This window comes from Pseudomonas sp. GW823-FHT03E05 (assembly GCF_058796855.1).
Map to the genome: position 1 here is coordinate 79113 of NZ_JBXAJB010000007.1, position 13934 is coordinate 93046.

At 66.3% G+C, this 13934-nt stretch carries 9 protein-coding genes; 3 read left to right on the forward strand and 6 right to left on the reverse strand.

The genetic code is table 11. From position 1 onward, the window contains the following. Positions 1-122: 122 nt before the first annotated feature. The 3 genes from AC1RCO_RS25670 to AC1RCO_RS25680 are packed head-to-tail and all read left to right on the forward strand — an operon-like array spanning position 123 to position 5896. Entirely contained in the window at positions 123-3344 is a 3222-nt protein-coding gene (locus AC1RCO_RS25670) for an efflux RND transporter permease subunit (RefSeq protein WP_492618157.1), read from the forward strand. Then, positions 3334-4500: an efflux RND transporter periplasmic adaptor subunit gene (locus tag AC1RCO_RS25675; RefSeq protein ID WP_492618158.1), complete on the forward strand. Its 1167-nt coding sequence runs from the start codon at positions 3334-3336 to the stop codon at positions 4498-4500. The genes AC1RCO_RS25670 and AC1RCO_RS25675 overlap by 11 nt, the downstream gene beginning before the upstream one ends. Further along, the gene (locus tag AC1RCO_RS25680) at positions 4484-5896 is read left to right on the forward strand and encodes an efflux transporter outer membrane subunit (RefSeq protein WP_492618159.1); all 1413 of its coding nucleotides are present in this window, start codon (positions 4484-4486) and stop codon (positions 5894-5896) included. The genes AC1RCO_RS25675 and AC1RCO_RS25680 overlap by 17 nt, the downstream gene beginning before the upstream one ends. A gap of 873 nt (positions 5897-6769) precedes the next feature. Here the strand turns inward: AC1RCO_RS25680 and msrA are convergent. The 6 genes from msrA to AC1RCO_RS25710 form a co-directional block, all read right to left on the reverse strand. Beyond that, positions 6770-7234, reverse strand: a complete 465-nt coding sequence (msrA, locus tag AC1RCO_RS25685) for a peptide-methionine (S)-S-oxide reductase MsrA (protein WP_492618160.1) — start codon at positions 7232-7234, stop codon at positions 6770-6772. Then, positions 7231-8286 (reverse strand): ABC transporter substrate-binding protein, encoded by a 1056-nt coding sequence (locus tag AC1RCO_RS25690; protein WP_053150975.1) that lies wholly within the window; start codon positions 8284-8286, stop codon positions 7231-7233. The genes msrA and AC1RCO_RS25690 overlap by 4 nt, the downstream gene beginning before the upstream one ends. Beyond that, the gene (locus tag AC1RCO_RS25695; protein ID WP_492618161.1) at positions 8283-10355 is read right to left on the reverse strand and encodes an ATP-binding cassette domain-containing protein; all 2073 of its coding nucleotides are present in this window, start codon (positions 10353-10355) and stop codon (positions 8283-8285) included. Before AC1RCO_RS25695 ends, AC1RCO_RS25690 begins: the two co-directional genes overlap by 4 nt. Positions 10356-10468: 113 nt before the next feature. Beyond that, complete coding sequence (locus AC1RCO_RS25700; RefSeq protein ID WP_019093858.1) at positions 10469-11437, reverse strand: aliphatic sulfonate ABC transporter substrate-binding protein; 969 nt, start codon at positions 11435-11437, stop codon at positions 10469-10471. A 260-nt stretch (positions 11438-11697) separates the two neighbouring features. After that, positions 11698-12249 carry a hypothetical protein gene (locus AC1RCO_RS25705; RefSeq protein WP_015635281.1) on the reverse strand — a complete coding sequence of 184 codons (552 nt, stop codon included), beginning with the start codon at positions 12247-12249 and terminating at the stop codon, positions 11698-11700. Between the two features lie 270 nt (positions 12250-12519). Further along, entirely contained in the window at positions 12520-13797 is a 1278-nt protein-coding gene (locus AC1RCO_RS25710; protein WP_492583289.1) for a Zn-dependent hydrolase, read from the reverse strand. Between the last annotated feature and the right edge of the window lie 137 nt (positions 13798-13934).

Below are 13934 nucleotides of genomic sequence, written 5' to 3' on the forward strand. Positions count from 1 at the left end.
TCCACATGAAAGGAAATACAGGCCTTACCTAAAACTTCCTTCACCTGGCTGAAAGCCGCGTGTTAGGTGGGTCGCTGCAGGCTGCCGAGGTTTGCAACCCCACTCCCTCGGAGGTTTTCGGCATGCTCGGGCTGGTCAAGACCGCACTGCTCAAGCCCTACACGTTCATCGTGCTGGCGATATTCATCTGCATCATCGGGCCCCTGGCGGCCCTGCGTACCCCCACCGACGTGTTCCCGGATATCGGCATCCCGGTGGTGGCGGTGGTCTGGCAGTACAACGGCCTGTCGCCGGACGCCATGGCCGGGCGGGTGATCTACACCTACGAGCGCTCCCTGAGCACCACGGTCAACGACATCGAGCACATCGAGTCGCAGTCGCTGCCGGGCATGGGCATCGTCAAGATCTTCTTCCAGCCCGGGGTCGATATCCGCACGGCCAACGCCCAGGTGACCGCGGTGTCACAAACCGTGCTCAAGCAGATGCCGCCGGGCATCACCCCACCGCTGATCCTCAACTACAGCGCCTCGACGGTGCCGATCCTGCAGATGGCGTTTTCCAGCCCGACCCTGTCGGAGGCGAAGATCCGCGACCTGGTGCAGAACAACATCCGCCTGCCCCTGAGCTCCCTGCCCGGCCTGGCCATGCCCACCCCCATGGGCGGCAAGCAGCGCCAGATCACCCTCGACCTGGACCCGCAAGCCCTGGCCGCCAAGGGCCTGTCGGCCCAGGACGTGGGCAATGCCCTGGCGGCGCAGAACCAGATCATCCCGGTGGGCACCGCCAAGCTGGGCAGCGATGAATACACGGTGCTGTTGAACAACAGCCCGACCGCCATCGAGGAGCTCAACGACCTGCCGATCAAGACCGTGGACGGCGCGCTGATCACCATCGGCCAGGTGGCCCACGTGCGCGACGGCTCGCCGCCGCAGACCAACATCGTGCGGGTCGACGGACGCCGCGCGGTGCTGATGCCGGCCCTGAAGAACGGCAATATCTCCACCCTGTCGATCGTCGACGGCATCCGCCAGATGCTGCCGCGCATCAATGAGACCCTGCCGCCAGCGCTGAAGACCTCACTGCTGGGGGACGCCTCGGTGTTCGTCAAGCAGTCGGTGGGCAGCGTGGCCCAGGAAGGCATCATCGCCGCCCTGCTGACCAGCGCGATGATCCTGCTGTTCCTCGGCAGCTGGCGCTCCACACTGATCATCGCCGCCTCGATTCCCCTGGCGGTGCTCTCGGCCATTGCCCTGCTGGCGCTCAGCGGCCAGACCCTGAATGTGATGACCCTGGGCGGCCTGGCCCTGGCGGTGGGGATCCTGGTGGACGACGCCACCGTGACCATCGAGAACATCAACTGGCACCTGGAGCAGGGCAAGGCGGTCAAGCAGGCCATCCTCGACGGCGCCAGGCAGATCGTCGGCCCGGCCTTCGTCTCGCTGCTGTGCATCTGCATCGTCTTCGTGCCGATGTTCCTGCTGCAGGGCATCGCCGGCTACCTGTTCCGGCCCATGGCCCTGGCGGTGATCTTCGCCATGGCCAGCTCGTTCATCCTCTCGCGGACCCTGGTGCCCACACTGGCCATGTACCTGCTCAAGCCCCACACGCCGGAAGCCGGCCCCGGGCACCACCCGGAAGATGCCTTCATCAACCACCACGAAGGCGAACAGCACGCCAAGCCGCGCAATGCCCTGGTACGCGGGCTATTGGCCCTCCAGCAGGGCTTCGAGGCGCGTTTCTCCACTGTGCGCGACACCTACCACGGCCTGCTGCACCTGGCCCTGGGCCGGCGCAAGACCTTCATCCTCGGCTTTCTTGCCTGCGTGCTGGCCTCCTTCGCCCTGCTGCCGAGCCTGGGCCAGGACTTCTTCCCCGCCACCGACGCCGGGGCCCTGGCCCTGCACGTGCGGCTGCCCCTGGGCACACGGATCGAGGAAAGCGCGGCGGCCTTCGACCGCATCGAAGCGCGGATTCGCGAGGTGATCCCGGCCGAGCAACTGGACAGCATCATCGACAACATCGGCATCCCCTTGAGCGGCATCGACATGGCCTACAGCAACAGCGGCACCATCGGCCCCCAGGACGGTGATATCCAGGTCACCCTCAAACCCGGCCACACCCCCAGCGCCGACTATGTGAAACAGCTGCGTGAAGCCTTGCCGGAAAGCTTCCCCGGCAGCCAGTTCGCCTTCCTGCCGGCAGACATCAGCAGCCAGATCCTCAACTTCGGCGCCCCGGCCCCCCTGGACGTGAAAATCTCCGGGCCCGACGCCGCGGCCAACCGCGCCTTCGCCCTGCAACTGCAGCGGCGCCTGCAACATGTGCCGGGCATTGCCGACCTGCGCATCCAGCAGTCCACCGGCTACCCGTCCTTGCAGGTCAAGGTCGATCGCCTGCGGGCCAATGGCCTGGGCATCACCGAGCGCGACGTGACCAACAGCATGGTGGCGTCGCTGGCCGGCAGCTCCCAGGTGGCGCCGACCTTCTGGCTCAACCCGAAGAACGGCGTGTCCTATTCCATCGTCGCGGCTACCCCGCAGTACCGCCTGGACAGCCTGCCGGCCCTGGAGGCGCTGCCGGTCACCGGCAGCAACGGCCAGTCGCAGATCCTCGGCGGCCTGGCGGACATCTCCCGGGTCGAGAGCCCGGCGGTGGTCAGCCACTACAACATCCAGCCGACCCTGGACCTGTACGCCAACGTGCAGGGCCGCGACCTGGGCGCCGTGGCCCACGACATGCAAAAGGTTCTGGACGACGCTGCGGCCCTGCGGCCCAAGGGCTCCACGGTCAGCCTGCACGGGCAGATCGACGCCCTGCACGAAGCCTTCAGCGGCCTGAGCCTGGGCCTGCTGGGTGCGGTGGTACTGATCTACCTGCTGATCGTGGTCAACTTCCAGTCCTGGGTCGATCCGTTCGTGATCATCACCGCGCTGCCGGCAGCCCTGGCCGGGATCGTGTGGATGCTGTACTTGAGTGGCACCTCGCTGTCGGTGCCGGCGCTGACCGGGGCCATCCTGTGCATGGGGGTGGCCACCGCCAACTCGATCCTGGTGGTGAGTTTTTGCCGCGAGCGCCTGGCGGAACACGGCGATGCCCTCAAGGCCGCGCTGGAAGCCGGCTACACGCGCTTTCGCCCGGTGTGCATGACCGCCCTGGCGATGATCATCGGCATGCTGCCCCTGGCCCTGTCCCAGGAACAGAACGCCCCACTGGGCCGCGCGGTGATCGGCGGGCTGATCCTCGCCACCGTGGCCACCCTGATCTTTGTCCCCGTGGTCTTCAGCCTGGTCCACGGCCGCCGTCCCCAATCCGCTGTTGCTGGAGAAAACACCCATGTCGCCTGATCACACCCCTTCGCGCAAACGCCTGATGCTGCTGGGCATCGGCGGCCTGAGCCTGGCTGCTCTGCTGGTGGCCAGCGGCCTGGCCGCGCGCACCCGGCATGAACGGGCCGTCGTTGCCTGGACCGAAACCGCTGCCGTGCCGCAAGTGCTGGTGTTCCAGCCGCAGCACAACGTGCTGGGCGACACCCTGCGCCTGCCGGCGCACCTGGAGGCCTGGAGCAAGGCGCCGATCCATGCCCGGGTCAGCGGCTACCTCAAGGACTGGACCCAGGACATAGGCACCCACGTGGCCGCCGGGCAGGTACTGGCCCATATCGACAGCCCCGACCTGGACCAGCAAGTGGCCCAGGCCCGGGCGCGGATGACCCAGCAGCAAGCCAATGCCCGGCTGGCCCAGACCACCGCCGAGCGCTGGCAGAACCTCTTGGCCAGCCACTCGGTATCGCGCCAGGAAGCCGATGAAAAGACCTCCAACGCAGCCGCCGCCAAAGCCAATGCCGAGGCGGCCGCCGCCGACTATGCGCGGCTCTCGGCGCTGGAGGACTACAAGACCATTCGTGCGCCGTTCGCCGGCACCATCACCGCCCGCCACACCGATATCGGCCAGTTGATCAAGGCCGACAACGACAGCGACCCGGAGCTGTTCGACCTGGCGGACACCCACAAACTGCGGCTCTACGTGCCGATTCCGCAGAACTACGCCAGCGTGATCCACCCGGGTCTGCAAGCGCAGCTGACCGTGCCCGAGCACCCTGGCCAGCACTTCAGCGCGCTACTGCTGGGCGACTCCACCGCCATCGACCCACGCTCCGGCACCCTGCTGGCGCAGTTCGTCGCCGCCAACCCCGACGGCGCGCTGATGCCCGGCGACTATGCCGAAGCCACACTAGCCATCCCTGCCGACACCCACGGTGTGAGCATCCCCGCCAGCGCCCTGATCTTCCGCGCCCAGGGCACCCAGGTGGCGGTGATCGACGGTTCCCGCCACGTGCACCTGCGCAGCATCCATATCGGCCTGGACCTGGGCGAGCGGCTGGTGATCGACCAGGGCCTGCAAGCGACCGACCAGGTCATCGACAACCCGCCGGACGCCCTGCGCGAAGGTGATCTGGTGCAACTGGCGGACGCGGGAGGCGAACATGCGCCCAAGGCTTAAGCCCCTCGCCGCCCTGCTGTTGCTGGCCCTGCACGGCTGCTCCCTGGCGCCCCACTACCAGGTGCCGCCCATCGACCTGCCGGCGCAGTATCGTGAACAGAACTCCGACGGCCCCTGGCACCCGGCCGCCACGCCCCAGGTCATTGCCGAACAGTGGTGGCTGCTGTACCAGGACCCGCGTCTCAACGACCTGCAGCAGCGCCTGCTCCAGGCCAACCCGGACCTCGCCGCGGCCTTGGCTCACTATGACGGCGCCCAGGCCTACGCCAGCCAGCTGCAGGCCGGGCTGTTCCCGCAGATCAGCGCCAGCGCCCAACCGTTGCGCCAGCGTCAGTCGGACAACCGCCCGCTGCGCGGCAGCACCCAGCCTTCGGTATACAACAGCAACACCGCCGGTTTTGCCCTGGGCTTGGACCTCGACCTCTGGGGGCGGATTCGCAATCAAGCGGCGGCCGGAGACGCCCAGGCCCAAGCCTCCGGTGACGACTTGGCAGCGGCGCGCCTGAGCCTGCAAAAACAATTGGCGAGCCTGTATGTGCAACTCAATGGCCTGGACGCCCAGAGCCGCATCCTCAGCCACTCCCTGGAGGATTACGCCCAGGCCCTGCAACTGACCCGCGACCGCTACCAGGGGCAGATCGCCTCGGAACTGGACCTGACCCGGGCCCAGAGCCAACTGGCCAGCGCCGAAGCCGAACTGGACGAAGTACGCGCCCAGCGCAACCTCACCGAACACGCCATCGGCGAACTGGTGGGCGAGCCGGCCAGCCAATTCCACCTGGCGCCCTCTGCGCAACTCTTGAGCCTGCCGAGCATTCCCCAGCAACTGCCCAGCACCCTACTGCAACGAAGGCCGGACATTGCCGCCGCTGAACGCCGCGTGTATGCCGCCAATGCCGGCATCGGTATCGCCCGCGCCGCCTGGTATCCGGATTTCAGCCTGACCGGCATGCTCGGTGGCCAGACCCAGGGCGTGGGCAACCTGCTGGCCGCGGGCAATCGTTATTGGGCCCTGGGGCCGTTGGTGAACCTGCCGATTTTTGATGGCGGGCGGCTGAGCGCCAATGAGCGCCAGGCCCACGCCGAGTTTGAAGAGGCTGCCGCCCATTACCGTGGGCAAGTGCTGCGGGCGGTGCGCGAGGTGGAGGATAACCTGGGGCAACTGCGGGATTTGCGCCAGGAAGCGCTGGACCAACAGGCGGCGGTGAATGCTGCCGAGCACACGCAGACCTTGGCGATGAACAGCTATCAGGCCGGAGCAGTGAGTTATCTGGATGTGGTGACGGCGCAGACCGCAGCCTTGCAGGCCCAGCGGGGGTTGCAGGCGGTGCAGACAAGGGAGTTGCAGGCCAGTGTGGGGTTGGTGGTGGCGTTGGGTGGGGGGTGGAACGGGTGAGTTTTTGAGGAGGGTGTACATATCCGTTGCTGCGGGTGTGGCGGATATTGGTTCCGCTCTTACAGCGGCTCACTTTTGAAAAGCGCAAAAGTAAGCAAAACGCTCTGCCCCTCCACTCGGTGCCTCGCCTAGGCTCGGCATGCCCTCACTCCGGCATTGATCCGTGGGCCGCCGCCACAGGCCATCCATGGCCTGGGGCGGCTAACCCGGCATCCCTGCCGGGTTACCCACGGCTCAATGCCTGCGTTCGGCCATCGTGGTTAACGGGGCATTCAGATCAAGATCAAAATCAAGAGCGCGACGGCGGCCTGCCGGCCGGCCTGGAGCTGGAGCTGGAGCGGCGTGTAGCGCCCCCCGTGTAGGAGCTGGCTTGCCAGCGAAGGCGTCCGCCCAGACGCTGCATGACTCACGGGCCTCTTCGCCGGCAAGCCGGCTCCTACGAAAAGCGCGTAAAACGCGCTTGGCTTTTGCTTTTGATCTTGATCTTGATCTTGATCTTCAGGCCCCTTCCCAGCCGGCCGAGCGTAGGCGTTGCGTAGGGGGCAGCTCGGCAGGGATGCCGAGCTAGCCGCCACCCGGCCAGGGATGGCCGGTTGGCGGCGGCCCCCGGAGCAATGCCGAAGTGAGGGAACCCCGAGCCTTAGCGAGGGGCCCATGGAGGGGCAAGCGTTTTTGGTTCCTTTTTAGGCGTTTGTAAAAAGGGACTCGCCGTAAGGGCGAAACCATAAGTGGCCACACCCGCAGCAACGGATATGTCCCCTATCAAAACCCAACCACACCCACCACACCGAACACCCGGTGTTCTACCTCGACACCGAAGCCCCCTTGAGCGACCTGGCCAGCTCCTACAAAAGCCTGCGTACCTGCAAACGATCAAATGTGGCAACTGCTCAGGCCATTCTTCTCCAGGTAACGCTGGTGCGCTTCATCCGCCAGGTCGAAACGGCCCAGGGGCACGATCACCGTGGCCACGGGTTTGTTGAGGCGTCCGGAGTCTTGCAGGGCGGTCTTGGCCGCCCTCGCCTGTTCGGCCTGCACAGCGTTGGTGTGGAAGATCGCCGAGCGATATTTCACCCCGCCATGCTCGCCCTGGCGATCCACCGAGGTGGGATCGTGCAAGCCCCAGAAGTGTTCGATCAGGGTCGAATACGCCAGCACCTGCGGGTCGAAATCCACCTGCACCACTTCAATCTGCAAGGCTTCGTCCGCCGCTTCCACGGCGTAGCCGACGCGGCTGTCCACGACGCCAGGCAGCGCCCGAAACGCGGCTTCCGCGCCCCAGAAACACCCGGCGCCGAAGGTCGCCTGTTCGAGGCTGTTCACCGGCGCCCCACTCATTGCGCCACTCCCACTTTCTCGCCGCTGGCACCCAGCCAGCCATCAACGATCTGCGGATGGGCCGCGACCCACTCCTTGGCCGCCTGCGCCGCCGGTTGCTGTTCCTTTTCGATCTTGAGAATCAGGTCGTTCAGGGCCTGAGGTTCGATGCTGAAGTTCTCCAGGAACGCGGCAATTCGCGGTGCGCGTTTTTGCAGGGCAGTGGACGCCAGGACATACACCCGGGCATCCGGGTAGGCACAGGTGATCTTGCTCTTGCTCAGCCAGTCGGCATCCACCGTCGGGCTGATGAATTTCCAGCAGCCGTCGGCCTTGTACAGCGGGTCGCCCTTCTTGTTGTCCTGGGCGTAGCCGTCGAACGCCGGTTCATCCAGGCGGCGCAGGTCGAAGGCGGAGAAGATCCAGTCCGGGGTGTAGGCGTAGAAGACCACGCCGCGCTGGGCCTTGTAGGCCGCGGCAAGCTTGGCGTAGGTCACCGAGGCTTCGGTGGACACCGATTCGAATTTGTCGGCAAAGCCAAAATCCTTGGCCTTGATCTCGCCGATGTAGGTCGATTCCCAACCCGCCGGGCCCACCAGCAGTTGCGCCTTGCCGCCGCCCAGGGGTTCGAAGAGTTTCGCCACTTCGGGCTTTTGCAGGTCGTAGACCGACTTCACGCCGTATTTGTCTTGCAGGTAGCCGGGGATGTAGAAGCCCTGCACCCCCAGGTACGGCTGCTTGTTGGGCACCAGGGAGCGGGTGCCGCCGGTGACGTATTTGGCCCAGGCGGCGGACTGGTTGGGCAGCCAGATATCGGTGAGCACGTCCACCGAGCCATCGCCCTTGGCAGCGGCGGCGAACAGCACCGGCACGTCACCGGCGAGGTAGGAAACCTCGCCGTCGAGGCGGCTCTTGATCACTTCGCCAAGGATGTTCTGGATGGCGATGGCGCCGGTCCAGTTCTGCTCGCCAATGACGATCTTGTCCTTGGCCAGCACCGGCAGGGACAACCCCAACAACAGCGCGGCGGCGCCAAGGGTACGGGTAAACGACTTGTTCAAGGGACACCTCATGATTGATGCAATGTGCGATCCCGCTGGCGCAGGGTCGCTTGAATGATGCGGTCGGGAATCAGCGCGCAGAACACGATCGCGGCGCCGGCCAGCATGCCCTCGCCGCCCTTGATGTTGCGCAGCGCGGTCATCACGTCGTAGCCCAGGCCGCCGGCGCCGATCAGCGCCGCCACCACCACCATCGACAGGCTCATCACCAGGGTCTGGTTGATCCCCAGCAGCAAGGAGCCCGCAGCCAGGGGCAGTTCGACCTTGGTCAGGATCTGCCACGGCGTGGCGCCGTGGGCCAGGGCCGCCTCGACGGCGGTCTTGGGCACTTCCTGAATCCCCAGGGCGGTGAGGCGGATCATCGGCGCCAGGGCGAAGATCACCGTCGCGATCACCGCCGGGGTCTTGCCCACCGAGAAGAACGCCACCGCCGGGATCAGGTACACGAAGGTGGGCAAGGTCTGCATCACGTCCAGGAGCGGAGTGATCAGGCGCCGGGCCAGGGCGCGCTTGGCCAGGAGGATGCCGGCGGGTACGCCGATCAACAGCGAGATCAGCACCGAGGAGCCCACCAGGGCCAGGGTGGCGATGGTCCGTTCCCAGAAACCGAACAGGCCGATGTAGAGCAAGGCCGCGGCACTGGTCAGGGCCAGGGCGGCGCCGGCGCTGCGCCAGGCCAGCAGCACCAGGGCCAGGGCCGGCACCGGCCAGGGCAACCAGCCCAGCAGGCTTTCGATGCTTTCGATCACCGTGCGCACGGCGACTATCACGCCGACGAAGGTGCTTTCGAACGTCACCTGGGACCAGGCAATCAGTTGATCGATGGCCGCGGCGGTGCCCAGCAGCACTTGCCGGTCGGCGGGAAATTGCAGCCAGGGGCCAGAGGCATCGGTGGCCAACACCCGCCATAGCACCAGGGCCTGGGACAGCAGCAACACCAGCCACGGCAGACGCCAGTCCGAACGCCCCAGGCGGCTGGGGCGGCGGGCCAGGGCCAGGCTCAACAGGCGGCTGAGCAGCAAGCCGATGAGCGCCAGGGCGGCCCAGGCGAAACTGGCCGTGGCCAGCCCCTGCCCCAAGGCTGCGGCCGCCCCCAGTTCCAGGGCGAAGCCCAGCCAGTACAGGCCACCGCGACCGCTGGCGGCCAGGGCGGCGGGCCCCAGCAGCAGGGCCTGGGCAGAGGACAGTCCGGGGCTGACCGGCGCCGGGGTCGTCGCGCTCTTGCGCGGGGCAATCGTCGCCACCGGCGTGGCGCTGCGGGCGCCGTGTTCCTGGAAGAAGTCCGCCACTTCGGCATCCGCCGGCTGCTTCAGCAATTCCTCGGGCGTGCCGACCTGAATCAGCTGGCCGTGGCGCAGCACGGCGATGCGGTCCGACAGGCGCAGGGCTTCGGCCGGGTCGTGGGTCACCAGCAAGGTGGTGATGCCGCGCTCGCGCACCACCTGCAGAAAGTGGCTTTGCAGGTCGCGGCGGATGGTCGGGTCCAGGGCGCTGAAGGGTTCGTCCATCAGCAGGATGTCCGGCTCGCTGACCAGGGCCCGGGCCAGGCCGACCCGCTGCTGCATGCCGCCGGACAGCTCATGGGGATAGTGCTCGCCCCAGCCTTCCAGGCCCATGGCCTGCAGTTGCACGTCGGCTGCGGCATGGCGCAGGGCCTCAGGCTCGCCGCGCAGTTCCAGGGGCAAGGCGACGTTGTCGCGCACGCTGCGATGGGGCAGCAGGCCGAAGTGCTGGAACACCATGCCGATGCGCCGCGAACGCAAGGTGCGCAGTTCCCTGGCCGAAAGCTGGCTGATGGCCGAACCGTCGATCAGCACTTCGCCGCTGCTGGGCTCGATCAACCGGTTGATATGGCGCAGCAAGGTGGACTTGCCGCTGCCGGAGGTGCCCATCAGGCACAGCACCTCGCCACGGCGCACCTGGAGGCTGACCTGCTCAACCGCAGGCGGAGCGGACTGGCCATGGCGGCGGGCGTAGTGCTTGGTCAGGTGGCGCAATTCCAGCACCACGTCGTCGTTAACCGCGGGCGGGCTGATTGAGGCAGGGACGGCAAAGGCCTCTTGGGGGTGAACGGCAGACACGGGAACTCCTGACGCCGGGCGCGGGGTGGCGTAACCGGCGGTGAACAAGAAAAAGGGGGGGACCTGTTCGCCGGCAAGCCGGCTCCTACAGGCGAAAGCAATCTAACGGTCAATTACAACGATTTCGGGCTCCACAACTGCACGGCCCGGGCATCCACCGGCTTGGGCAGGAGTTTTTCCTGATAGAAGGCATCGGCGATTTTCTGCTGCTCGCCCAGGGCGTCGGGCTTGACCGCTTCTACCTTGTAGGTGCGGCGGCTGTTGGCCAGTTCCACCGTCGGCACATCCAGGTTGCCCCACAGCGGGCCCAGCAGTTTTGCCGCCTCGGCCGGGTGCGCCTTGACCCAGGTGCCGGTCTTCTGCAACTCGGCGAACACTTGCTGCAGCACCTCGGGATGGGCCTTGGCGTAGTCGTTGGAAGCCAGGTAGTAACGGCGATAGCTGGCCAGCCCCTGGCCGTCGTGCAGCACCCGCGCGCCCTGCTGGCGCTGGGCGCTGGCGACAAAGGGTTCCCAGGTGACCCAGGCATCGACCTTGGCGGTTTCCAGCGCCGCGCGGCCATCGGCCGGGGTCAGGTACACCGGCTGGATATCGGCGAAGCTCAAGCCCGCTTCGCGCAAGGCGGCGATCAGCAGGTAGTGGCTGCCGGCGGCCTTGGTCACGGCGATGCGCTTGCCCTTGAGGTCGGCCAGGGACTTGAGCGGCGAATCCTTGGGAATGACGATGGACTGGGCCGCCGGGGAGGGAGTCTCGCTGGCGAAATAGGTCAGCTGGGCCCCGGCGGCCTGGGCGAAGACCGGTACCGTGTCGGCGACATCGGCGCTGATATCGACATTGCCCACATTCAGCGATTCCGCCAACGGCAGGCCACTGGTGAACTCGTGCCAGGTGATGTTGACGCCCTGCCCCGCCAGCTGTTTTTCCAGGGTGCCCTGGGCCTTGAGCAAGGCCAGCAGGGTCGAGGATTTCTGATAGCCGATGCGCAGGTCGGTATCGGCCTGGGCATTGAGGGCCATGCCCAGCGCCAGGCCGGCCAGGGCGGTGATCGACAAGCTACGACGCAAAGCAAAGGGCAGGCGCATGGGGGCGAACCTTCTGGGAGACAGGAAAGTCGCTAAAAGCTAATCGATCTAACAAACCTAAAATAAATACTTTTTAGGAATTAGCTTAGGTTCGGCTGGCAGCTCTATCTCGGCCCTGCCCCCCTACGCCCGTGCCGGGCGTGCGCAGCCTGCGGCAGCGGCTACAAAAACCCAGCTCACCACAGACCCTGTAGCCGCTGCCGAGCCCGCGAGGCTGCGAAAGGTCGGGCCGCGTTCGGTACGCAGGGCCTTGCTTTTGGCTACCGACCGCACGGTGTCGAACCGCCGAACTTTGTAGCCCGCAGGCAGAAGAAACTGTCCTTTTTCAGGGTCATCGGCGCCACTGCGCAGGGCAGCAAGGCCTGGTTGACCTCGATCGACAGCTGTTCGCCCTGCAACTCGCGCGGGCCCAGGTCGATGATGCACAGGCCTTCGCCGCTACGCCGCGAGAAGCCAACTGCCTGAATGGGCCGGTTGTCCAGCTTCAGCAGCAGAGGGTTTTGCGCAGGCGAAGCACATGCCATCAGGCTGGGGTGACTGGCCCTGATCCATACATGGCCGTCATCGTCCGACGCGGAAAACAACGGGATGAAGAACAGCGATAAAAGTTGATGGGAGGCGTGGGTCTCCACGTTCACATAGAGTGGGCTGCCCCCGCAGGCCAGCTGGAACGCCGTGCCTTTGTCGAAACCGACAACGCTTGCGTCTTGCCAGCCGCCCGGACTGTCGGCCTTCCAGTCGTGGCCCCATTTGTAATCGATACAACCGCCCAGGCTCAGAGCCAGGGCCAGACAGAGCACCATCCTGTGCATATTCGGCATCCCATGGGAAAAGTTCGCCAGTGTACGCCAGGCAAAGCACCTCACGCGGCCCCATGCAGGAGCTGGCTTGCCAGCGAAGACGTCGGCATGGGCGGTGCTCGTCTGGAGGGCCCCTTTGCCGGCAAGCCGGCTCCTACGGAAATGGCGGTGTGGGCGGGTTCGTGAAAACACCGCAAGCCCACGGTAGGAGCTGGCTTGCCAGCGAAGGCGTCGGCATGGGCGGTGCACGTCTGGCGGGCCTCTTCGCCGGCAAGCCGGCTCCTACGCTTGGCGCTGGGCTATGGCCTGGGAGGCGGCGAGCATGGCGCGCAGCAGCACCGCGCAGCCGGCGGCGAGGTCGTCGGGGTCGGCGTTCTCGATTTCGTTGTGGCTGATGCCACCTTCGCAAGGCACGAAGATCATCCCCGCCGGGCCCAGCTCGGCGACGAAGATCGCGTCATGCCCGGCACCGCTGACGATGTCCATGTGGGACAACCCCAAACCCTGCGCGGCGCCGCGCACCGCATCGACGCACACCGGGTCGAAGTACAGCGGCGGAAAGTCCGCGGTGGGGGTCAGTTCGAAGCTCAGGCCGTGTTCTTCGCAGGTGTTGTCGATCACCTGGCGCACCTCGGCAATCATCGAGTCCAGGCGCGCCGGCTCCAGGTGGCGGAAGTCCAGGGTCATGCGCACCTCGCCCGGAATCACGTTGCGCGAACCCGGGTAGGCTTGCAGGCAGCCAACGGTGCCGCAGGCGTGAGGCTGGTGGCCGAGGGCGGCGCGGTTGACCGCCGCCACCACGGCGGCGGCGCCCACCAGGGCGTCCTTGCGCAGGTGCATGGGGGTCGGGCCGGCATGGGCTTCGACACCCCGCAGCTTGAGATCGAACCACTTCTGCCCCAGGGCGCCGAGCACCACGCCTATGGTCTTGCGCTCATCTTCCAGGATCGGGCCTTGCTCGATGTGCGCTTCAAAATAGGCGCCCACCGGATGCCCGCTGACCGGGCGCGTGCCGGCGTAGCCGATGGCGTTCAGGGCCTCACCGACGCTGATGCCATCGACGTCGGTCTTGGCCAGGGTGTCCTCCAGGGTGAACTTCTCGGCGAACACCCCGGAGCCCATCATGCACGGCGGAAAGCGCGAGCCTTCTTCGTTGGTCCACACCACCACTTCCAGGGGCGCCTCGGTTTCCAGCTTGAGGTCGTTGAGGGTGCGCAGCACTTCCACCCCGGCCAATACGCCGAAACAGCCATCGAACTTGCCGCCGGTGGGCTGGGTGTCGATATGGCTGCCGGTCATTACCGGCGGCAGGTGCGGATTGCGCCCGGGGCGGCGGGCGAAGATGTTGCCGATGCCATCCACCGTGACCGCGCAACCGGCCTCCTCGCACCATTGCACGAACAGATCCCGGGCCTGGCGGTCGAGGTCGGTCAGGGCCAGGCGACAGACGCCGCCCTTGACCGTGGCGCCGAGCCTGGCCAGTTCCATGAGCGACTGCCACAGGCGGTCGCGGTTGATGTGCTGATGGCTGGATTGCAGAACCTCGACGGCAGCGTTCATGGTGATTTCCTCAGGCGTTTCTTCTGATTTTGTCGGGGGATGCGTGGCGCAATCGCCCGGGATAACGGCCTAGCAACAATCGGTAGGAGCCGGCCGGGCGGCGTTACGCTTGCCGGCGAAGGGGCCCGCAAGATGTG